Here is a 23652-nt window from a genome sequence, read left to right as displayed (position 1 = left end):
CTATTCCTACAATCATAGCTTAATCCCTTTGATTTTCTTGTTTTCTGTTTTCTCTGAATGCTTGAATTCAGCACATAAATACTCATTTAGGTCTTTATAATTCTGGAAGACGGAAGAGCAGTCTTGAACAGCAAAACCGTTTCTTTTAAGTTGTTCTAAAGTCCGCTTTCCTCCTTCATCATTATCTAAATATGAACAGATGGACTTGTGCTTTGAAAGAAAAAATCTTGACTTTTTGATATTATTAATCGAGTTAAGTATCAGTGCAGCTTTCTTCTCTTCATCTGGACTCATCGTAAGCAGACTAAGATAATCCATAAAACCTTCAAACAGATTGATTTGTTCTGAAGGACTGGGAACATACGACACATCGGAAGGAGGCAAACACCCTTTGAAGTACGGATTGCGCAACGCATACCCATAAGAATTGTTTGGAAAACCTATTGCGTAAAAACTTCTATCACCAATTCTATAATGGATCTCCTTACAATATTTTTTCGCAATGTTCAGATTGATTCCTCTATGTGTGAAATATTCTATGAGATTCGGATGACATAAGAAGGTAGAGCCGATAATCTCTATACGTGATTGGCTTGGAGAATTTGTTTCGCTATTAGCTATGGATAATTTTGGCAGGATATTTTGTTTGCCATTAAACAACTCTATAGCTTGTATTAAACTGCAATTATGTAATTTCATAACTAAATCTATAAGACTCCCACCTTCATCAAGTGCAAAGTCATACCATAGATTTTGGTTATAATCAACTTTGAAACTTGGAGTATGTTCATTTCGGAATGGACTTTTATACATCCCGTAATAGCTATAATTCTTTGTTGGGTATATGGACATACTACCTAAGTAATCTTTAATTGATATTGCTTTAATTTCATCTATTGTCATACTTGTAACTTTTAAGTCTATTACTTACTACAATGTTATAGTCTTGTAAGTCATTGACAGTGAAAGAAAAATATGTAGTACTAACTATCTTTGTAGTAATCATTGCATATGTATATGATAGATTGGTAGTAATGAGGTAGTAATACCTTATATAATTATTTACTACGGTCTAACCTTTTTTCTTTCAATGCCTTATCCCTCTTTGTAGTAAAGTAGTATTAATAATTAGTATTGTAACTTTGAATAAAAGGATTGGGAACAATCTTGCGTATATGGTAAACATACATTGGATTACCACCTATCCTTTTGGATTTCCGTAAGAATCCTGCCTTTTTCAAAGCTTCTCCCATTCGCCTTTCACTTAGGTTAAGTGTAGTATAGGCTCGTAAATAATTCAAGATTTCAGATGTAGTCATATAACTTTCTTCTGTTATAGCAGGTTTTTCCATACCTTTAAGAAGCATTTCATATTCAACAGTCTGCACTTGAAATCCTTCACTCTCTTGATGTAGTTCGGCTATTTCCTCTTCATTGAACCAGTAATGATACCCCGACCTCCATAGTTCTACAGCTTCAGAATAGACTTTGTTCATATCAATTTCCGATGCAGAATTAATATCAATACTTTCTACCTCAAACGGAAGAAAGCGGCGGCTTCCCGTTGGATCTGTCAGAAAGTCGTTGCCATTAACTGATGCCATAAAACTTGCAAGATGCGGATATTCCTCGATATAAGTGTCGTATGGTCTTCGATATTTTACTCTTGGTGTTGTTATAAGGTTTTTCAACTCGTTCTCATCCCTTTTATTGAGTGCCTTTAACTGGTCGTCAATGTTGATAAAGAGGTACTCGGCAATCAGTGTTTGTATGTCTTTCCCCTGTGGGTCTATCTTGCCAGTGAATAAATAACCTTTCAATTTCTCAGGGCACAGTAAATCAAGGAATGTTGTTTTGAACTTTCCTTGCTCTCCAGTAAGTACCAAACAGGTGTGATTTCGACATTGTAAATCATCCATTGCATTAGCCACAACAGCAACAAGCCATTTTACAAAATAATGCTGCCATTTATCTGGATTCTTCACAGATACACAGTTTGCTAACTTGATGATTTCAGATTCATCTTCTCCTTTGGGTTTAGGCAAGCTAAGCAAAAACTCATGGATAGGATTGACTTTGTTGCAAAAGTCACTCTCCAATATTGCACGAATATTATCGGCAGGAGTATATATTCCCAAAGTCCCATCTACCAGCCGACGCATAGAATTAATATCATACTTAGTAAGAGGACGGAATGAAGTATTAGAATCTTGTTCTCGAAACTCTGTTCTACTTTTAACTGTATTAAAACGAAAAGCATAATGCTCTTTCAAGAATTGCTCTATGCGTTCATTCTTAGATTGCTTGGCTCGCCCTTCAGCTCTTTCCTTTTCCATAATACAATATATTTATAAGAGGGAAGAATCAGAATGTTTCTCAGAGATAAAAGTTTTTGCCTCCTCGTTGATTTCGGCAACAGTCTTTTTCTTACCTCCTTCAATCCATGCCAATAACTCATCTTCAAAAAAATAGAGATGCTTACCATTCTTATAACAAGGTAGTAAGCGTTTTCGTACTAAGGTGTAAACTGTAGGCTTGGCTTTTCCTATTAGTTTACACGCTTCATCTATTCCAATAGGAATACGTTTGGGAGAGACAACAGGTGTTTGTCCTTTACATACTAAATTCTTGATTTCAGCAATTTCGCTGACTAAGTGAGCAACTGCCTTTGGCAAGTTCTCAAAAGTGATTTCATTTTGTACCATAATACTTGTTATTGATTTTTACGGTGCAAATGAAAAAAGTGTTTCCTCTGTGTCCTAAGACACTGAAGAAACACTATAAAAACACAATAGGTTTGTGTGTTATTCTGTTATTTGGTGGTCTGAAAGGCTTTGTGCAATAGGTATAGTGCCTTTCTTCTCATCATCACGGAGATGGCTTTTTATGCTTCCAACTTCCACATCTTTGAATGTAATGGCAAAAACCTGCTTAAGGAATTGCGAAATTTCATCTTGTTTGCCAACTCTAAAATGGTTCCATATATTCCAACCAAAATGAAACAGGTCTAAGGCAACTAAACCTTTTATATTAATTGGTTCAACGTGTGATAAAGGTAGCCTAGCGGAGTACAACTCTATATATTCACAAAGTCTGAGCAAATCTTTGTCAGAAACATAAGGTGCGAATTGCTGTTGAGTATATTTAATAGCTATAGCACGTTTATCTTGTACTTTCTGGTCCATTAACATTTGTTGCCGTTGTCGAATCAAGTCAAAGTCCATTGATTGTTGCTGTTGTGCGGAAGATGGACGACCAACACTGTCTACTACTTGTCCAGCCTCAATGTCGGATGCATTATCATTTGTTTTATCTTCTTGTTTCTTTGGAAAGAAAAACTTGACTAATGCTGTAAATAGTCCCTCTACCAAAATAGACAATATAGAATAAACGATGATACCTATGGCAACAACACTCCAAAAAACTATTTGTGCGGTAAATTCATCAACCCCTAAACGTAAGGCAACCACTCTTGCAAACAACGCAATGATGACACAAACAACAAGAACGGACAGATATACTACAATATGTTCAAAATATTTGGTATTCATATTATGTTGTCGAATTAAGTTTTATCATTTTCAATATCTATTTGAATAGCATTGGCTGCTTTATTTTTCTTTTCATCGACAACCTTCGCATATACTTGAGTTGTTTTGACATTTGTATGCCCAAGCATCTTGCTTACAGTATAAATGTCTGTTCCGTTTGCAAGTTGAAGGGTAGCAAATGTGTGCCTAAAGCAATGAAAGCTGAGGTGTTTCTGAATACCAGCTTTTTCAATCCATGCCCTTAATGGACGAGAAATCCAAGAAGGATTTGGTAACCCTTCAAAAACAAGTTGTTCTGGTTGTCTTGGCTCTCCGCAAAGCTTAAACGCCTGTTCCGAGATAGGCATATACTCTACCCCTTTTGTCTTTTTCTGAGTAAAGAGAAGTTTGGCTTGGTTTCCTTCTATAGCTATTTCATTCCATTTTAGTTTTTGAATGTCGCAATGTCTTAATCCTGTTAGAGCTGAGAATAGTGCAGCTCGTTTAAGTACATCACGTTCACAAGGAGTATTAGCTAACTTGTTAAGTTCATCAAGGGTTAAGTATTCCCTTCGGGATTCTTGTTCCTGTATGCCTTTGATTTTTGCAGATAAATCTATGGTCAAATATCCGTCTATAAATGCTTGTTTGAGTGCAGCCTTAAAAATAGAAAAATATGTGGAAGCTGTGTTTCGTGATATTGTTCCTTTTTTACTTCCTCCACAAGGAGCGGATAACAAGAAAAACTTGAAATCTTCTGCCAATCTATTATCTATCTGTGAAAAGAGTAGCGTGTCTCCAGCAAACATTTTCAACAAAGCATGTACTCGTTCCCAGTTTGTTTGAATTGAAAGGGAACTATTACGGTGTCGCTTGTCTGCCACTTTATCAAAGTACTTGATGAAGTTTTGTTGTAATCGTTCTTTCTGTTCTGCTTGTGCTGTTTCGGTGTCACTATACAAGCTTGCATTATCATACTCACGCTGCCTAAGTTTTCTAACACTATCCGCATAAATACAGGCCTCTTGATCTATCTCACTTTTGCACAAGATAATTCCATTCAAATCTCGTTTAGGTTTGAATGTTTGGGTTGCTTCTGTTGTACGAGCAGTTCTGCTTTTATCCCAAATAGGAGTTGTAATAGTGCGGTTTAGATACTCTCGAACTCTCTGTGGAGAATCTTTGCCAGCTACCCTCACAGGATAGCTTTCTATATACAGGTACCATTCTTTTCGATAGGGACTCTTTCGCAATCGTACTGTTGCCTTTGTATTATCAAGTTCTTTTCTCATCGTATGTCGTGGGTCAGTGTTTATACAAATTGTCTATCTCTGATTTCGGGGCATAGACGTAATTACCAATTTGCCTTGTTGGAATAGAATATTTGCGAATATGCAGATAAACAGTACTATCATGGATGCCAAACTTCTTGGCTATTTCCCCAATCGTATAGCAATCTTCAGGCTCAAGCCGATAGGTTTTCACCTCCGATTGTTTATCTTTCCTTCTTTCATCGTAAGGACGTAGATTAAAGCGTTCTTGTAAATCAGCTTTGCAAATACGTATCATCCTTAGCCCAAGGTTATAAGAACGAACTTGCTTATTCCTGATTAGGCGATAAAGGGAATCTCGTCCAATATCAAATAATGCAGTTGCATCAGCTATTGAGAGATAAGGCTGGTTCTTCGGAACTCTCGCTGCCTTTTCTCTTTTCAATGCATCCAACTGTTCTTCCTTTTTCCTTTGTTTATATGCTGCTTGAGAACAGTTCTTAGAGCAGTATTTGGAGGTTAGCGTCTTTGCAATAAAAGATTTACCACAAATTTCGCATTTCCGCTCTATTTGAAATTTTGCACTCGCCATACTATTTGTATCTATTTGATTATCAATTTATCTTTTAAATTAAGTCGCACTTTATCTCCCATTAAGTCGCGGCACAAATATGGTACAAATATAAGCACAAAAACGATTAAAAACGATAGTATTTAATTATTATTAAGAAATAAAAATCCCAGCAACTTATTATGTTACTGGGGTTTACTTATTTTTAATTAGCGTTTGTTAGCACCTTTACTTCACCTCCTCAAAGTCTGCATCTTGGATATCATCGGCGGAGTTGCTGGCATTATCTTGTGCTTGTTGACCACCTTGAGCACCTTGTGCATCAGCACCGGGCTGTGCACCACCTTGATACATCTGTGCACTGGCAGCCTGAACCGCAGCGTTGAGGGCTGATGTTGCCGTGTCAATGGCGGCAACATCAGCTGCCTTGTGGGCATCTTTCAGTTGCTGGAGAGCAGTCTCAATAGGCGCTTTCTTGTCTGCAGGAATTTTGTCTGCATTGTCTTTCAAGAAGTTTTCGGTGGTGAAAATCATTGAGTCAGCTTGGTTCAGCTTATCAATCTTTTCGCGTTCAGCCTTGTCTGCAGCTGCATTCTGTTCTGCCTCAGCTTTCATTCTGTCGATTTCTTCCTGACTCAAACCACTTGAAGCTTCGATGCGAATCTTCTGTTCCTTACCGGTAGCCTTATCCTTTGCGCTCACATTCAAGATACCGTTGGCATCAATATCGAAAGTAACTTCAATCTGTGGAACACCACGGCGTGCCGGAGCTATACCCTCAAGATTGAACTGACCAATGCTCTTGTTCTGCGCAGCCATTGGGCGTTCACCTTGCAGTACGTGGATAGTAACAGCTGTCTGATTGTCAACAGCAGTAGAGAATGTTTCACTCTTCTTGCAAGGAATGGTTGTATTGGCTTCAATCAACTTTGTCATGACGCCGCCCATAGTCTCAATACCGAGGGTCAACGGAGTGACATCAAGCAGTACAATGTCGCCAACACCACTCTCTTTATTAAGGATTGCACCCTGAATGGCAGCGCCAACAGCTACTACTTCATCAGGATTTACCCCCTTAGAAGGTTCTTTACCAAAGTAGTTCTTCACCAATGTCTGCACTGCAGGAATACGGCTTGAACCACCAACAAGGATTACTTCGTCGATATCTGAAGTCTGCAAGTTAGCATCGCGAACGGCATTCTGGCAAGGAACCAAACATGCTTGGATGAGATCATGTGCCAACTGTTCAAACTGTGCACGGGTCAAAGTCTTAACCAAATGCTTTGGAACACCGCCCTCAGCAGAGATGTATGGCAGATTGATTTCTGTTGAAGTAGAACTTGACAATTCAATCTTGGCCTTTTCTGCAGCCTCTTTCAAACGCTGCATAGCCATTGGATCCTTTCTCAAGTCGATGCCTTCATCAGCCTTAAAGCCGTCAGCCAGCCAGTTGATAATTACTTGGTCGAAGTCATCACCGCCAAGATGTGTATCACCATTGGTAGACAAAACCTCAAACACACCACCGCCAAACTCAAGAATAGAGATATCAAATGTACCGCCACCAAGGTCGAATACGGCAATCTTCATATCTTTATTAGCCTTGTCAACACCATAAGCCAAAGCTGCAGCTGTAGGCTCATTGACAATACGCTGAACTTTCAGTCCGGCGATTTCTCCTGCCTCTTTGGTTGCCTGACGCTGTGAATCAGAGAAGTATGCAGGCACGGTTATGACAGCATCTGTCACTTCCTGACCAAGATAGTCTTCTGCAGTTTTCTTCATTTTTTGAAGCACCATAGCAGAGATTTCCTGTGGTGTATATTTGCGACCTTCAATTTCTACGCGTGGATAACCACCCTCGTTAACAACCTTATAAGGCATAGCTTCTGCCTCTTTACGGCTCTGTTCATAGGTCTCACCCATGAAACGCTTGATTGAATAAACTGTGTTTTGTGGGTTTGTGATAGCCTGACGCTTAGCAGGGTCACCCACCTTACGCTCGCCATCTTTTACAAAACCAATCACAGAAGGCGTTGTACGCTTACCTTCACTGTTTGCAATCACAACAGGTTCGTTGCCTTCAAATACGGCAACACAACTGTTTGTAGTTCCTAAATCGATTCCAATAATCTTTCCCATAATCGTATATATTTTATTTTTTGTTTTCTGTTTGTCGTTTATCCGGAGCTTTTCCGAAGACATCCTCTAAATAACAAACCACGTGCCAAGGCTGACACGTGGTGAGAATGTGACACATGTGAGTGACAATGTGGCATATAGCTGTTTGTTTTATACGATAAGATGACTTTACAGAAAGGCTGTGCCAGGACGTCATCTGTGTGCTGATTGATGCTGCCATCGGCTTTCATCATGCCCCATAAAGCCTGTAAGCAGAAAATAGGTTAAATCTTTTCAAGGAACTTTACAAATGCTCTTGTATAATTTAAGAATTCAAAACAGAAGTCTTTCTCATTCAAAATACGCGCTGTTTTTGAAGGCGTTGTAATGTTTTGTCTGTCAGATTGTTACGGATATTGATGCAAAATCCGGCATCATATCACATTGAAAAACGCTGCAATTTGCGTCAACTTACCTTGTAATCTGCTTCATATTGCAGTGTATTCTGACGCAGAAAACAGCGTGTTTTGCATCAAATGACAGCACCTCATGACTTGAATTGCAGGCTGAATGCATTGATTTCATGAAATTATTTCATTTTCTCTGCATTTCCATTTCTATTTGGTGCAGTCATAAAGTGTTAAAAACGAGCAGTAAACTTTACAAAAAGAGTCGGGGGGCAATGGGCATAATCCATAGGTTTGACACCGTGGTCATGCCACGTTTAGTCAGCTTTCACGGGCAAATACCACAGAAAACACCTTATCTTCTGTGGTTGATATCTTCGTCTGGGGTGTAGGCTTTGCCTATAATCAACAGGATTATCGCTATAAGGAATGGGCTTGCGAACATGCTTAGGACTATCCAAACGATTGGATTTCGATTGCGTTGCTTGGCCATAATAGCTACAATGATGTAGAAAGCAAGCTCTATTCCCACTAAAACGACAAACAACATAAGCCATGCAATAGGGCCTAATCGTTTAAAAAGACTTTCATCTGAGTGGTAAACTGCAGATGTCTTGTCATTGTTTTGCAGGCTCTTTCCCCCTGCTGCCAACCTGCCTTGCTCGTTATAGTCCGTCAGGTCAAACCTTATGATGAAGATATTCGCAGAGTCTTTCTTTGCTACAGACTTATAATAGGAATAGTGTTCGTCAGCATTGAAGGCTGGGATGTCGACCGTCTTTGTCTCTCCCGGCGAAATATATATGTCTTTATTGAAGTTCTCCGTACCTATGGTTCGGCCTTGCATGTCTATGTAGGTGATTTGGAAGGAGAGGTCTTCAATGGGTTCATTGGTGTTGTTTCTCAGTGAAAGTCTGCCCGTGTCGTCATTCCATGCCTGTTCATAATCGAGCATGATAACGGCATCTGCACTGTCTTTGCCTAATGCAAACGATGTTGCTGACAGCAGTAATCCAACGAAAATCAATAGTGTTTTCTTCATAAGAGCATTCTTTTTATATGGTTTTATTCAACTCCTGCCACAGCTTTCTCTTGTATTCCTTTCAACCAATTGCCACGGAAAAGGCGGTAAAGAAACATACTTCCACGGAAAGTCAGTTCTATTGCCATGGCTGTCCAGACGCCTTTCAGTCCATAATCTCGGGCAAGCCAGGCTGCAAGCGTAAGTCGGACGCACCACATAGAAACAAGGTTTATAATGGCCGGACGCAGTGTGTCGCCAGCTCCTACACATATGCTGTAGACCACGATTGACGCAGCAAAGAACGGTTCGGCAAAGGCTTCGATGCGCAAAACAGTAGTGCCAAGGCTGCGGATAGCTTCTACCGGACTCAGAAGACCAATCATTTCGGGTGCAAATATATACATCACCAAGCCCATGAAAGCCATGACAATCATGCCCAAGGCTACGGTCATGCGGGCAAAACTCTTGCAAAGTTCCTTTCTTCCTGCACCATATGTCTGGCCAACGAGCGTCGTCGCAGCATCTCCGATACCGTATCCCGGCATATAACATAGGCTCTCTGCCGTGATTGCAAAAGAGTTGGAAGCAATGGCAATGTTGCCTAATGGGGCCACAATCAGCGTGCTCACAATCTGTGCTCCGCTCATCAATACAGACTGAACAGCCATGGGGAGGCTGATTCGGATGGCTTTCGTTACATAGTTCCAAACCCAGTGAAACGGAACCGTATCAAGCTTCAGAGCCAGTATTTTGTTACGGCATGTCGCTAACCATACTGTCGGAAGCGAGGTGCAGATATAGGCCATTGAGGTGCCGATTGCTGCACCAACCACGCCCATATGGAGCAGATAGATGAAAACATAGTTGAAAATGACGTCCAATATGCACAACAAAACACTCATCACACTGGGTAACTGCATGTTGCCGGAACACTTGATCATTGCATTCGAAAGATGAAACAATAAAATGAAAGGCATCGTCATTGAAAAGACTAAGAAGTAGCGGGAAGAGTCGCCAGCAATGTCTGATCCGCCCCCTAACCATAGTGGAAGTGGATTGTGAATTGCTATGCCTATGACGGCGATAAGCATACTGAACAGGAGACCACAGATGAGTGCATGGCGGAAGACCTGACGTGCACGGAAGAAGTCGTTGGCACCGATAAAGTGGGCCACTTGAACCGAAAAGCCGGTTGAAGCCGCTGTCATCACGCTGCCCATCAACCACGTTGTAGACTCTACAAGGCCTATACTTGCCGAGGCTTCTGCACCTAAATGGCCTACCATACCGGCATCAATGAAGAACATCATGACGGTGGTTATCTGTGCTAATATCGACGGAATGCTCAGATTTACAATCAATCTGAGCTTCTCTCGCTGTGACATGGGTTGCCCATTGCGGATATTTGCCAACAGGACTTCACTTCTCTTGTTACCTAACATACCTTTTAACGTTGCTGCAAAATTAATGGAATTCTGGCTAAATCACAAAAAAAACGATTTCATATTGCTATGAAACCGTCTGTCTCTCTCAAACCTCTCAAGGTCTCTATTGCTTTCTCCTTAAATGTTATCTGTTCTGAAACAATCTTTTATTCTACCTTTGAAAACTAATCTATTGCCTATTTTGAATAACTCTTCTAATCTTTTGTCCTGAAACTCTTTACCTTATATAATACCTTGAAGTCAATCTTGTTTACCTAAACCAAATACCTATGTCTAATCTAATACCTTTGTCGTTATCCTAATCTTTTACCTCTCTTAGACGATGCAAAGATATATAGTATCCGATTACCGGCAATAATCTTTTATGAGAAATCTTCTTTTTCAGCCCAATTCTTGATATACATCAACGAATTGTGTGCGGGCACAAAGGCAAGCTTTCCTAAGAAAATAGGAGCATAGACCTAATAGTTTATGCTCCTATTCTTTATACCTTATATTATATATCCTATTATTTCTTTATGAAATCAGTTTTGATTTAGATACTGTATATCATGGGCTTTAGCCTTAGTTTCTTTTGAGGTTCGCCCTGCATGATAGCTTCCGGCAAGGGTTACATCAAACACTAAGGTCGAGTAGGCAGGGATCTTATTATTGTTTTTGGCCCCATAACCTAATTGATAAGGTATGTAAATCATCCATCTGTCGCCTGCACGCATATACTGTAAAGCGGTTGTAAAGCCTGAAACTACACCGCTTACAGCAAACTTCTTGGGCGTGTTTGTGTTTGGATTAAACTCTTCAGTTATCCAGGTTTGGTCGAATATCATCCCTTTTGGATAGCTTGTAGAGGGTATAAGTCGGCCTTGATAATGTATATAGGCAGTATCTGTATATAATGGCAACTGTGTTCCTGTTCCTTTTTTCAATACTTTCACAACGATGAAATCCTCTGGTTTGTTGTGCGTTTCCGGCAATGACCAATTGCGTATGACCTTTACATTTGGGTTGGTTTTAGCATCAGAAACAGCCTCTTTATAAATCTTGTTGAAGTATTCTTCATTGCGAGCTTTCCAGTCAGGATATTCATCCGGAGTGTTATTATCTTCGTTGCATGACGACAGTCCTACGGCTGTCATCATGAGCATGAGGATATATAATATGTCTTTTTTCATTCTTCTATATTGAGTTTTTTCAGTAAGTTGGTGATGCTTACGCGGTCTTCCATAATGCCACGCAACGCATTGATATCAACGCGTTCCTGTTTCATTGTGTCGCGATAACGCAGTGTAACCTTGTGATCTTTAGGCGTATCGTGGTCAACAGTAACGCAGAATGGAGTACCAACTGCATCCTGACGACGGTAACGTTTACCGATAGAGTCTTTCGGATCGCCATAGTGTGTGTTGAAATGGAACTTCAAATCATCGACAATCTGTTGTGCCAATTCGGGTAATCCGTCTTTCTTGTCTAATGGGAATACGGCACATTTCACTGGTGCCAAAGCCTCAGGAAGCCTCAAGACGATGCGTGTTTCTCCGTTTTCGAGCTTTTCTTCGGTGTAGCTGTGGCACAGAACAGAAAGGAACATGCGGTCAACGCCGATGGAAGTCTCTACATCATACGGCGTATAGCTTTCGTTCTTTTCCGGGTCGAAGTATTTAATTGAGCGGCCACTGAATTTCTCATGCTGGCTAAGATCAAAGTCGGTGCGGGAGTGTATGCCCTCAACTTCCTTGAAACCAAACGGCATGTGAAATTCTATGTCGGTGGCAGCGTTGGCATAATGTGCTAATTTTTCGTGGTCATGGAAACGATAGTTTTCTTTGCCCATACCTAATGCCTGATGCCAAGCCATACGGTGTTTCTTCCAGTATTCGAACCATTTCATCTCGGTTCCCGGCTGGCAGAAGAACTGCATTTCCATTTGTTCGAACTCTCTCATACGGAATACAAACTGGCGGGCTACTATCTCATTACGGAATGCTTTGCCTATCTGACAGATGCCGAAAGGCAGCTTCATGCGGCCTGTTTTCTGTACGTTGAGGTAGTTTACGAAGATGCCTTGTGCTGTTTCAGGACGCAGATAAATTCGGTTGGTTTGGTCACTGAGCGAGCCAACTTCGGTAGAAAACATCAGGTTGAATTGGCGAACATCAGTCCAATTCTTTGTACCACTGATGGGATCAACGATGCCTTCGTCGAGAATTATCTGTTTCAAGGCCTCCAAATCAGGGCCTTGCATGGCCTCGGTGTAACGTTCATGCAGTGCATCACGCTTTTTCTGGTACTCCAATACGCGTGGATTGGTCTCGCGGAACTTACCCTCTTCAAAACTGTCTCCAAACTTCTTGGCAGCCTTGGCAACTTCTTTTTCAATCTTTTCATCGTACTTTGCCATTTGATCCTCAATGAGGACATCAGCACGATAGCGTTTCTTTGAGTCGCGATTGTCAATCAATGGATCGTTGAAAGCATCGACATGGCCGCTTGCTTTCCATACAGTGGGGTGCATAAAGATGCTGGCATCAATGCCAACGATATTGCTGTGGAGCAGCACCATGCTTTTCCACCAGTACTCCTTAATATTGTTTTTTAACTCAACACCGTTCTGCCCATAGTCATAAACAGCTGCGAGTCCGTCGTAAATTTCACTGCTTGGGAAGACAAAGCCATATTCCTTGCAATGGCTTACAATCTTCTTGAAAACATCTTCTTGTGCCATAATATATTTTTGTTCGAATTCTTTTGTGCAAAGATACAATAAATATCGCGAAACGGGGTGCCTTTTATTATTTTTTTGTATAAAGCAACTTTTGGTTTCAGATGCTTGCTCTTGGCAGTACATTCATGAGGAGAAAAATCACTTTTCCAGGCTTGTTGCCATGAAGATTGCATCTTTCTGTAGGAAAAGTCAGTAGATAACAGACTTTATGGAGATAAAAGTAATGCTGCATCAAATAAAATAACTATCTTTGCATTTCTGTCTGTTTGTCATGCAATATGGCATGTCAAGGGAAATGATAATATGCTCTATGGAGATCCCAGGCAGTGGATTTTCAATATCCATAACTACAGCTGATAGCGTTCTAAGCTTGAAATTACAGAAAAAAATTAGGCTTTGAAAGTAAGAATTATCTGCTATATACAAATTGTTCTCCATGGGGATGTGGGGACAGGTTAATAATAAAATCAATGCATAAAATGAAAAAGAATTACCTTCGTAAAGTGTCGTTGCTTGCTGTGTGCAGTGTAGTTACACCTTTAGTGTGGGCAGAACCTGTGAGTGAAAACATGGCCCGAAGAATTGCATCAAAGTATCTTGCAAGTCCAGAACTGCGACAGTCCGCTGTCATTACCCGTGCAGCAGAGAGCCATGAGCAGCAACCTGCCTACTATCTCTTTACGAATGTTGGCGATGATAAATATGTCGTTGTTTCGGGAGAAAGCCGATTGAATGAGGTGGTTGGTTATGGAAAGATGAGCCCGAATGCCGACAAATCTGTTGTCAAAGAATTCAAAACTCTGCTTCAACGCTATGAAAGAGTGGTGCGGGCGATACGTGAAGGGAAAGCACAAGTGCCTCCGATAAGACTTCCTAAGATTAGAGAGGTGAAGCCACTGCTTACTTGTCATTGGGAACAGAATTATCCCTTTAACCTCTATACCCCTGCTCCCAATGGGGTAAATACGCCTACCGGATGCGTTGCCACTGCCACTGCACAGCTGATGTATTATCATAAGTGGCCTAAATCACGCCCCAATGCTTACATCTTCTCCCAAGGTACAGAGGCTCAGAAAAGTGCCGATTATCAGTGGCAATATATGAAAGATTATGCAAAACAGATGGATAATAAAGGAGGAGATGCTGTTGGTGTGCTGATGCGAGATGTTGGGAAGGCCGTTCGTATGCATTACTATTATAAAGGAAGCAACTCTAATCTGCACTATGCTATGGATGCTTTGCGTAACGATTTCGGCTATTCGGTACGTCATCTGTACAAGGATTATATGTTGTCGGGGGCTTTTTACGATGTTATTCTCAACGAACTATCCGATGGTTATCCTGTTCTGGTCTGTGGAGGCTCACATGTTTTCGTGTTTGATGGATACGACCGACGTGGCTTTATACATACGAATTGGGGATGGGGTGGCGAATTTGACGGATACTTTGATATTAATACTATCTATCTTCCTGTTAGTGGTTTCGGATTAAACGACGGCAAGTTTTATGAGGAAATAGAAGTAGTTCTTGCGCATCCCAAAGACGGAAGCCACAAAGAGTTTGCTGTATTGAGAGGGTTGGAGACAAGAGATGTTTACCCTTTTACCGTTGCAGAGACAGAAGTGAAACGGGGTGCCGTATTGCATGCAAAGGTGAAAAAGCTTGGAACCAACAGTCCTGTCAATGGTGAACTCGGGCGTTTTACGGGCAAGGTGGCACTTGGACTTTATGATGAAAAAGGCGTAAGGGTGAAGCTTTTCAATGCTTTTCAAACAGAAATCAATCTCAGCAGTATCTTTTCCACTACCACTGCAGACTTCGACAACCTCGACTTTGCTGGTCTTCCGAATGGAACCTATACGCTCAAACCCCTTTCCAACGAACTCACAGAACGGCCTTCCACCTATTCGGGTTGGCAGTCGATAGTTTATGCAAACACACAAAAGGTGGAATTGACAGATGATAAAATCGTTGTGAAAGAGCTTGCCCCTCGTATTCATCTTTCATTAGAAAGACAGCCAGACCTGCTTGCCCCTCTCTATCAAGGTAGTGGAAGGCAGGGTGTGTTCGGTTTGGTTGTTAAAAATGAAGGCTGGGAAGAGGTGCGCGGAAAGATAATTGTGCGCTTTGAGGGAATAGAAAACGGCATTAAATATACTGCTCCTATTACGCAAGAGGTACTTGCTCAACGACTTGAAACAACAGCTTTGCGTGCTCCGGTACTAACGTCTTACGACACGAATGGTGTCAGTAATGCCCTTCTTGCAGGTCGCTATCGGGTTAGTTTCTTTATTTCTGTGGATAAAGGTGGCAATCAGTCAGAAGAGATACCTATTGCAACCACAGCTCCGATAGAAGTGAATGTGCTGCCCAACACTGCCCCGTTTTATCTCAGTATCAATGGGATAGAGTTTCTTGCTGACGGAAAATCCACTCCCTTGCAAGTGTTTAATCCTGAAGAAACGAAGATGTTAGGACTAATGGTGACAGCCAATTTGAGAGGCAGTAAAAACTATTACGGTCCGTTGTTTTATCGTGTACAGGACACAACTGACGGCACCTCTGTCGATGTAGGGTCGGTAGCCAACGTGTCTTTCAATGCTTTTGCCTACATTCCACCCAAGACTACGCTTGCTCAATTCCCGCTCAATCGCTTGAAACGTGGGCATACTTACGAGGTACATGTAGAGATAAAGGAGAACAATCAGCGGGTAGATGTGTGGAATAATGAAACTCCCCGTGTGCAGTTTGCGGTTTCCAATCCTGGGAGTACGGGTGTCTCTACGATAGAAAATGCCCCTTCCATTCCTGTGATTTATAATCTCCAAGGCACTCGCATCGTTATACCTGCAGACCGTTTGCCTAAGGGAGTCTATATCATTGACGGGAAAAAAGTAATGAGGTAAGGCCTTGTTTTCTGTCTTGACAACCGAATTTGTGTTATTGATAAAAACATCTGTAGAGGCAAAGTCTGTTGTATGTGCTGGCAATATATGCTCGGCAAGAAAATGAAAAATATAGAAATAAAAACGTTTCGCTAAGAAATATACATGAAAAGAGGCAGTCGAAAATACTGCCTCTTTCTTTTATTGTTTTGTATAAACAATTTCATTAATCTTCAGTTTGTTGCCTTCAACCTTTCCAATTGCTGTTTCAAGTTTCTTTGTTTTCCTGTCCGTATATGTGAACCTAACGATAGGTGGATCCCAGATATAGTTACCTCGGTCGATTTGTGTATTCCCTTTCTTGGATATAGTGACATAGAAGTCCTTTTCACCGAAGGTTAACGTTCTAAGTCCATCGCCGTCATCAGGACTCACCCATATGGTACTTTGCAAGGAAGTCAGGTCGTCATCGTCAGATGAACAACTCACAAATGAAAACATGATGCCCGCCAAGGCAAGCATAAGGAATAAATACTTCTTCATAACTCTTATTTTTTTATTTTATTTCACAAAGGTAGATAATATTTTTAATGCGTGCAACTTTTTCTGTTTTCTTTCTCTTTGAATTCATAAAATGTATGAAGTTTTTCGATCTGAAATCAATAAGAAGAGTACAACTCCATTTCTGTCAATTAACTTTACAAATACTTTCGCATAGCTGCGTTATTCAGAATGAATGTCTTCCTCGTTCTGAATACGCGCTGTTTTCTGACAGTTTGTAATGCGTTGTCTGTCAGAAGGTTGTGAAGTTTGTCTTGAAATATGAAGAATTTTCATGTCAAAAAACGGCGTGATTACTATTGAATTACCTTGCAATTAGAGTTGTTTCACCGTGTGTTATGATGCAAATGGCAGCGTGTTTTGCGTCAAGTTACAACTTATGATGAATGGGATTGCAGCTCCGTAAGCTTGAAATTGAAAGACGACCTCTGTTTTTTCGCTTTTTATTTTCTATTTGGTGTGGCTCTGAAGTGTTAAAAACAGTGTCGTAATCTTTACAAAAACAGGTGGCTCATGAATACTTTTTGTTGCCTTTCCGAGCTGAAAATAAACTTTCATCGCTTTGTGTGTAATTTCTTGTCACTATGCTTAGTGTTGATGAACAGATATAAGTTTCAGTGCATATACACAGAAATTCAGATACGGGATGTCGTGTCAGAAAGTTACGGATGGATGCGTGTTGTCGTTTCGTTTCATAGTGGTTACGGTGATTGTAAACTTTGTCCATCCCGTTTTGAAATTCTTTTTTATTTGCATATTCCAATATTTCTCACTACCTTTGTAGCTATTGCAGAAAACACCAAGCATAAAATTAATTATTACATGGACGACGAAATCAAAGACAACGAATATCTCAACGAGGACGAAAACATGGTCGATGATGCTCATTCTAACTACAAACCGGCCGATAGGTTTGATGCATCTGCGGTGCATCATCTTAGTGGTATGTACAAGAATTGGTTTCTTGACTATGCCAGCTATGTGATATTAGAGCGTGCTGTGCCTCATATTGAGGACGGACTGAAGCCGGTTCAGCGCCGTATTCTTCACTCCATGAAGCGTATGGACGACGGACGTTACAACAAAGTGGCTAATATTGTGGGACATACCATGCAGTTTCATCCCCATGGTGATGCTTCTATAGGAGATGCTTTGGTGCAGATGGGACAGAAAGACCTGCTCATTGACTGCCAGGGAAACTGGGGAAACATCCTTACCGGAGACCGAGCTGCGGCGCCACGCTATATAGAAGCGCGCCTTTCGAAGTTTGCTCTTGACGTAGTTTTCAATCCAAAGACCACGGATTGGCAGTTGAGTTATGACGGAAGAAACAAGGAACCGATCACGCTTCCCGTGAAGTTCCCGTTGCTTCTTGCCCAGGGAGCCGAGGGTATTGCTGTCGGATTGAGCAGCAAACTGTTGCCGCATAACTTGAATGAAATCTGTGATGCAGCTATCAAATACCTGCGGGGAGAAGATTTTCAGCTTTATCCCGACTTCCCGACAGGTGGTGCTATTGATGTCAGTAAATATAATGACGGACAGCGGGGCGGTGTGTTGAAGGTGAGAGCAAAGATTGAAAAGCTCGACAACAAGACACTTGTTATCCGTGAAATCCCATTCAGTAAGACTACAACTACGCTTATCGACAGCATCTTGAAAGCCATAGATAAGGGGAAAATCAAAGCCAAGCGCGTGGATGATAACACGGCAGCTGAAGTGGAAATTCAGGTGCACTTGGCCCCCGGTGTGTCGTCAGACAAGACCATGGATGCCCTATATGCTTTCAGTGATTGTGAGATAAACATCTCTCCCAACTGCTGTGTTATCGAAGACAACAAGCCTTGTTTCCTTACGGTCAGCGATGTGTTGCGCCATGGGGTGGACCGAACGATGGGACTTTTGCGCAAGGAACTGCAGATTAGAAGGGGAGAATTGCTCGAACAACTCTTCTTTGCCAGTCTCGAACGGATATTCATTGAGCAGCGCATCTATAAGGAAAAGAAGTTTGAACAGGCTGCGGACATGAACGAAGCTGTTGCTTTTGTTGATCTGAAACTCACACCGTTCAAGCCCGATTTCATTCGTGAAATGACGCGTGATGACATTCTCAGGCTCATGGAAATCAAGATGCAACGTATCTTGAAGTTTAATAAAGACAAGGCCGATGAACTCATTGCACGCATCAAGGCAGAAGTAGCTGAGATTGAACACGACTTGGAACACATGACAGATGTAACCATTAACTGGTTTATGTTCATCAAGAATAAATATGGAAATGAGCATCCTCGTCATACCGAAATACGCAGTTTCGACACTATCGACAGTGCAAAGGTGGTGGAAGCCAACCAGAAACTCTACATCAACAGGCAGGAAGGATTCATCGGAACAGGGCTGAAGAAGGACGAATTTGTTTGTAACTGCTCCGACATTGACGACATTATCATCTTCTATAAGAATGGAAAATACAAGATAATCAAGGTTGCTGACAAGATATTTGTAGGCAAGGGAATCATTTGGTTGCAGGTATTCAAGAAGAATGATAAGCGTACTATATATAATGTTGTATATAAAGATGGTCGTGAAGGCTATTATTATATGAAGCGTTTCAACGTGACCAGTATGACACGTGACCGTGAATACGACCTTACTGCAGGCACTCCGGGGTCGAAAGTGAATTATTTCACGGCCAATCCTAATGGAGAAGCCGAAATCATTAAGGTTGTTCTTGAGCCTGATCCGAAGAAGAAACGCCAGAATATCTTCCTTGAACGCGACTTTAGTAAGGTGATGATCAAGAGCCGTGGAGCCAAAGGTGTCATCTTAACCAAGCAGAGTATCCACCGCATTGGACTGAAAAGCCAAGGGCACTCAACGCTCGGTGGACGTAAAGTGTGGTTTGATCCCGACGTGAAGCGCATCAACTATGAGGAACACGGACGCTTCCTCGGGGAGTTCTTTGATGAAGATCGCATCCTCGTTATCCTTGATAACAACGACTTCTATATTACGAATTTCGATGCCAACAACCACTATCCGGACAATATTGTGAGGATAGAGAAGTGGCAACCGGATAAAGTTTGGACAGCTGTTCTCTTCGATGCAGACAATCAGGGCTATCCTTATATCAAGCGCTTCACGATGGATGCAATGGCAAAACCGCAGAACTTTGTCGGTGAAAACGCCAATAGCAGGCTCGTAATCCTTACGGATGTGCCATTCCCTCGCATCAAGGTAACCTATGGCGGACATGATGCTGCACGCTCACCAGAAGAGATTGACGCTGAACAATTCATTGGACAGAAAGGCTTCAAGGCTAAAGGTAAGCGCATTTCTACATGGCAAATCGGGACGATTGAAGAGCTTGAACCAGTCCGTTTCCCTGAACCGGAAGTGCAGGATGACGAGGACGAGGTTGAAGAAGAACCTGAAAATCTTGATCCCGACGCAGGAAAAAGCCAGCAACAGGTGATAGATGAATTAAATGGACAATTGAGTTTGTTCCCTGAAGATGATGCGAACAATACGAAATAACATCTTTTTGGCGGGTTTGATGTTATGTCTTTGCCCGTTGGTTTCTACTGCCCAGACCGATAAGGTGAGGGCCGGAGAACGTGTCATCACCAATAGTAAGATGATAGGGTGGGGCACAACAAACCTCCTTGATACGTATCTCAGTCCTGAAGAATACACGGGATTAGACCTCCGTTACATCAGTCATACGCTGCGACAACGTGAGGGAAGCCATATGATCTATGAGTTAATTCATCAAGGCAACATAGCCTATGTGAACAATCGAGCCAAGAATGGAAGGGAAATCGCCGGTAACTATAACTTCCAGTGTGGCCTGCATTATCTCTGTGGAGCATGGAAGTTAGGGCGTAATGAGTTACAGTTGGAGGCCGGAGGAAATGCAGAACTCAATCTCGGTTTCCTTTATAATACGCGTAACAGCAATAATCCGGCTCAGGCTCATGCCTTTCTTAACCTGCTTCCGGTGGCTGCTTTGACCTACAATTTCCAAAATCCTTTCTGTTCAAGTGGGTTTCGCGACTTCCGTTTGCGTTATGAAGTGGGTATGCCTTTGGTGGGAGTGATGTTCTCACCTAACTATGGACAATCCTATTATGAGCTGTTTTCGAAAGGCAATTACGACCATAATATTGTGCCGACCTATATTGGAAATACGCCTTCTTTACGGCATTTCCTGACCTTGGATATCCCTCTTTGGCGGGCAACTCTCCGCATTGGATACCAAGGGGAGTATCTGCAAGCGCACGTAAATAAAATAAAATACCACACCTATACGCATACTTTGCTGCTCGGGGTGACCAAAACGTTTAAGCTAACTCATGTCAGAAGATGAAGCATTTCCTACGTTCCATATTGCCTTTACTGCTGTTTCTTTGCGCATCTCTGCTGTCCGGTTGCGTAAAGGAAGATGAGTTTGCCAACAATCCACGGGGAAATTTTGAAGCGTTATGGCGTATCATAGATGAGCATTACTGTTTTTTTGACTATAAAGCCAAGCAATATGGTCTCGACTGGAATGATGTTTACGCGCGTTACAGCAAGCAGATTAACGGTCAGATGACCGAAGGACAGCTTTTCGAAGTACTTGGGAACATGCTCGGTGAACTACGGGATGGGCATGTAAACATGTACACCAGCTTCAATATTGCACGCAACTGGTCGTGGCGTGAGAACTATCCGAGCAATGTAAACGACTCATTAATCAACCGTTATTTAGGCACAGACTACCGCATTTCCAATGGAATGAAGTATCGTATCCTTGATGATAATATCGGCTATATACGCTGTGCAACGTTCGAATATGGGTTGGGAAGCGGCAACTTGAATGAGATCTTAGCTTATTTCCTGACGGCACGTGGTCTGATTATCGACATCCGTAATAACGGCGGAGGAATGATTTCGAGTGCTGAAGAGCTGGCAGCACGCTTCACGAATGATGATATTCTTGTAGGCTATTTCCAGCATAAGACAGGACGAGGGCATAATGATTTCTCTGCAATGAAAGAGCAATGGCTGCATCCAAGCCGTGGTTTGCGCTGGCAAAAACCTGTTATTGTGCTGACAAACCGTGGCGTTTACAGTGCTGCCAACGAGTTTGTGAAGTATATGAAATGCTGCCCTAACGTCAAGATTGTAGGCGACACGACCGGTGGGGGAGCTGGACTTCCCTTCAGTAGTGAATTGCCTAACGGGTGGAGTGTACGTTTCTCAGCTTGTCCTATCTATGATAAAGACGGACAAAGTACGGAATTTGGCATCCCACCTGATGTGCATGCAGGGCTCAATAGATTTGACTTCTTCAGCGGAATAGATACAATCATCGAACAAGCACGTAAGATATTGAAATAGAAATGTTTAGAAACATAAAAACTTTTCTTAAAACTTGACAGTGCTTTTGACTTATTATGTCTATCTTTGTCTTGGAGTTCTGCTGATAAGGCGCTTCATTAACTTAATTATTCCCAGCTTATGGACTACCGCGAAACAATCATTACCGGAAGTGACTTTACGAAGATGGGAGCTACTGAAACCAAGGATTATGTTGCTCATGTGTTATGTTTGCAAGGCTCGTGCAGCTTTATTTACAACGACAAACAATATAACATTCAGAAAAACAACTTGTTAATCGTTCGAGAACATCATTTATTGAAAGACTTCTCTCTGCATGAAAAATTCGAAGTAACAGTACTCTATATCAATATTCCTTTTATGGATTCGGCGGCTCCTGATGCCAATTTCGGTGTCAGAAGCACGTTGTTACTGATGGAAAACCCAATTTTGGAATTGACCGAGAAAGAAGCAAAAGTATGCCAGGATGACATGAATGCCATTGTCAAGAGAGCCGATAACAGGTGTCATGCCTTTTATCTTGATGCGCTTGCCGTAAGTTGTTTGCAGTTCTTCTTAGACATCTTTCACTTCGAAGACCGTATTTACGGCCCCACACATGTGCCTCTTCGGTCGGCAAGACTTATTCGGGATTTCATCAAACTGTTGCAGAATGGTGAGTATAAGTTACATCGGGAAGTGGCTTATTATGCCGATAAACTCTTTGTCACGGCCAAGTATCTGTCGGACGTTTGCCGTACAGTTACGGGGCATCCTGCCAACTATTGGATACATCATTTTGTAAAGATTGACATTCGGTTGCACTTGCGTAATCGGCGATTATCAGTGTTGGAGATCAGTGAAAAGTTTAATTTCTCATCGCCGGCCCACTTCACCCGTTACGTACAGGCACAGCTTGGAGAGTCGCCTTCGGCTATCCGTGAGCGTTAGTGAACACACGAAACAGCCCCTTAAGTCATAGCGGAAAAGACAGCGTGCATAGCAGTCAGGATATTCAGTGAAATCGTTTGGACATTGCGCAAAAGCGTTAAAAAATCGTCATCCTCTTTTCGTTATCTCGGAATTTTATTGTATCTTTGCATCCACAAAGCGCTTGTGGCGAAATTGGTAGACGCGCTAGACTTAGGATCTAGTGGTTCATGCCGTGTAGGTTCGAGTCCTATCAGGCGCACAGTACAGATTGCCAAGTAGTTGATTATTAACTGCTTGGCTTTTTCTTTCTGTAAAAACAGATGCTGTTTTGCCGTTGTGAATGGCATTATTTCATTGCACTTGCTTTTTAATATTAAGGAAAAGACTTGCAGATGTTCCTCATGATTTTACTCCGATAATCGTTTGTTGCGCCTTTATAACGTGCAAAAAGTGTATGTTTGAATTGCATGAAATGCGGCTGTTTTAGGGCATATACAAGGAAACTGACAACGACTGACGAACTATCTCCAGTTCTGTTTACTTCTATGCACTGTGTTTATTGATTTCAATATTTGTCAAATTAATTGGTCAGAAAAGCCATCCTTTTAAAGTTATGAATTAGAAAAAAAGAGGAGGAAAATGGCATGTTGTCTGCTGTTTTGATTGACTTGATTTTATGTTTTCGGTTTGCTGATTTTATATTTTCTGTCATTTTAGGGTGTAATATGCCATAGTTTGGTGTGTCATCTGTAGCAGATTACGGGGTAATTTGACGCAAATCACCCTGTAAGATGACTCAAATTGCAGTGCTTTTTCCTGTG

17 protein-coding genes and 1 tRNA gene are annotated in these 23652 nt (G+C 41.6%); 6 read left to right on the top strand and 12 right to left on the bottom strand.

Annotated elements, in window-relative coordinates; all coding sequences use genetic code 11:
• Positions 1-12: 12 nt before the first annotated feature.
• The 11 genes from EL210_RS00355 to EL210_RS00305 all read right to left on the bottom strand — a co-directional run bounded on the left by EL210_RS00355 (position 13) and on the right by EL210_RS00305 (position 13091).
• Positions 13-903: a toprim domain-containing protein gene (locus EL210_RS00355; RefSeq protein WP_018921078.1), complete on the bottom strand. Its 891-nt coding sequence runs from the start codon at positions 901-903 to the stop codon at positions 13-15.
• Between the two features lie 218 nt (positions 904-1121).
• Positions 1122-2336, bottom strand: coding sequence for a virulence-associated E family protein (locus EL210_RS00350; RefSeq protein WP_018921077.1), 1215 nt, complete (start codon positions 2334-2336; stop codon positions 1122-1124).
• A 12-nt stretch (positions 2337-2348) separates the two neighbouring features.
• The gene (locus EL210_RS00345; RefSeq protein WP_018921076.1) at positions 2349-2705 is read right to left on the bottom strand and encodes a helix-turn-helix domain-containing protein; all 357 of its coding nucleotides are present in this window, start codon (positions 2703-2705) and stop codon (positions 2349-2351) included.
• A 99-nt stretch (positions 2706-2804) separates the two neighbouring features.
• Positions 2805-3551, bottom strand: a complete 747-nt coding sequence (locus EL210_RS00340) for a hypothetical protein (RefSeq protein WP_018921075.1) — start codon at positions 3549-3551, stop codon at positions 2805-2807.
• A gap of 14 nt (positions 3552-3565) precedes the next feature.
• On the bottom strand, positions 3566-4822 hold the full coding sequence (locus tag EL210_RS00335; protein WP_018921074.1) for a site-specific integrase: 1257 nt from the start codon (positions 4820-4822) through the stop codon (positions 3566-3568).
• A 13-nt stretch (positions 4823-4835) separates the two neighbouring features.
• On the bottom strand, positions 4836-5393 hold the full coding sequence (locus EL210_RS00330; RefSeq protein WP_018921073.1) for a helix-turn-helix domain-containing protein: 558 nt from the start codon (positions 5391-5393) through the stop codon (positions 4836-4838).
• Between the two features lie 207 nt (positions 5394-5600).
• The gene (gene dnaK, locus EL210_RS00325) at positions 5601-7514 is read right to left on the bottom strand and encodes a molecular chaperone DnaK (RefSeq protein ID WP_025879762.1); all 1914 of its coding nucleotides are present in this window, start codon (positions 7512-7514) and stop codon (positions 5601-5603) included.
• Positions 7515-8255: 741 nt separating this feature from the next.
• A complete protein-coding gene (locus EL210_RS00320) occupies positions 8256-8942 on the bottom strand; it encodes an FxLYD domain-containing protein (RefSeq protein ID WP_018921071.1) in 687 nt (228 codons plus the stop codon).
• 23 nt (positions 8943-8965) lie between these two features.
• Entirely contained in the window at positions 8966-10366 is a 1401-nt protein-coding gene (locus EL210_RS00315) for an MATE family efflux transporter (RefSeq protein WP_018921070.1), read from the bottom strand.
• A 527-nt stretch (positions 10367-10893) separates the two neighbouring features.
• Positions 10894-11541 carry an FKBP-type peptidyl-prolyl cis-trans isomerase gene (locus EL210_RS00310; RefSeq protein WP_018921069.1) on the bottom strand — a complete coding sequence of 216 codons (648 nt, stop codon included), beginning with the start codon at positions 11539-11541 and terminating at the stop codon, positions 10894-10896.
• Positions 11538-13091 (bottom strand): glycine--tRNA ligase, encoded by a 1554-nt coding sequence (locus tag EL210_RS00305; protein WP_004375675.1) that lies wholly within the window; start codon positions 13089-13091, stop codon positions 11538-11540. The genes EL210_RS00310 and EL210_RS00305 overlap by 4 nt, the downstream gene beginning before the upstream one ends.
• 479 nt (positions 13092-13570) lie before the next feature.
• Between EL210_RS00305 and EL210_RS00300 the strand changes: the two genes are divergently transcribed.
• Positions 13571-15997, top strand: coding sequence for a C10 family peptidase (locus EL210_RS00300; protein WP_018921068.1), 2427 nt, complete (start codon positions 13571-13573; stop codon positions 15995-15997).
• A 180-nt stretch (positions 15998-16177) separates the two neighbouring features.
• Here EL210_RS00300 and EL210_RS00295 read toward each other — a convergent pair whose 3' ends face one another.
• The gene (locus EL210_RS00295; protein WP_004375672.1) at positions 16178-16519 is read right to left on the bottom strand and encodes a hypothetical protein; all 342 of its coding nucleotides are present in this window, start codon (positions 16517-16519) and stop codon (positions 16178-16180) included.
• Positions 16520-17359: 840 nt separating this feature from the next.
• On the opposite strand from EL210_RS00295, the gene EL210_RS00290 reads away from it, so the two are divergent.
• From EL210_RS00290 to EL210_RS00270, 5 genes are all read left to right on the top strand, one after another.
• Positions 17360-20071 carry a DNA gyrase/topoisomerase IV subunit A gene (locus EL210_RS00290; RefSeq protein ID WP_018921066.1) on the top strand — a complete coding sequence of 904 codons (2712 nt, stop codon included), beginning with the start codon at positions 17360-17362 and terminating at the stop codon, positions 20069-20071.
• Complete coding sequence (locus EL210_RS00285) at positions 20052-20903, top strand: DUF3316 domain-containing protein (RefSeq protein ID WP_197721035.1); 852 nt, start codon at positions 20052-20054, stop codon at positions 20901-20903. The genes EL210_RS00290 and EL210_RS00285 overlap by 20 nt, the downstream gene beginning before the upstream one ends.
• Positions 20900-21919 (top strand): S41 family peptidase, encoded by a 1020-nt coding sequence (locus tag EL210_RS00280; RefSeq protein WP_018921064.1) that lies wholly within the window; start codon positions 20900-20902, stop codon positions 21917-21919. The genes EL210_RS00285 and EL210_RS00280 overlap by 4 nt, the downstream gene beginning before the upstream one ends.
• A gap of 120 nt (positions 21920-22039) precedes the next feature.
• Entirely contained in the window at positions 22040-22849 is an 810-nt protein-coding gene (locus tag EL210_RS00275; protein ID WP_018921063.1) for a helix-turn-helix domain-containing protein, read from the top strand.
• A 159-nt stretch (positions 22850-23008) separates the two neighbouring features.
• Positions 23009-23090: transfer RNA gene (locus EL210_RS00270), tRNA-Leu, on the top strand.
• Positions 23091-23652: the final 562 nt, after the last annotated feature.

Origin of the sequence: Segatella oris (assembly GCF_900637655.1) — a bacterium.
GTDB lineage: Bacteria > Bacteroidota > Bacteroidia > Bacteroidales > Bacteroidaceae > Prevotella > Prevotella oris.
Note: the sequence above shows the minus strand (reverse complement) of the source record. Positions and strands in the feature narration are given on the sequence as shown.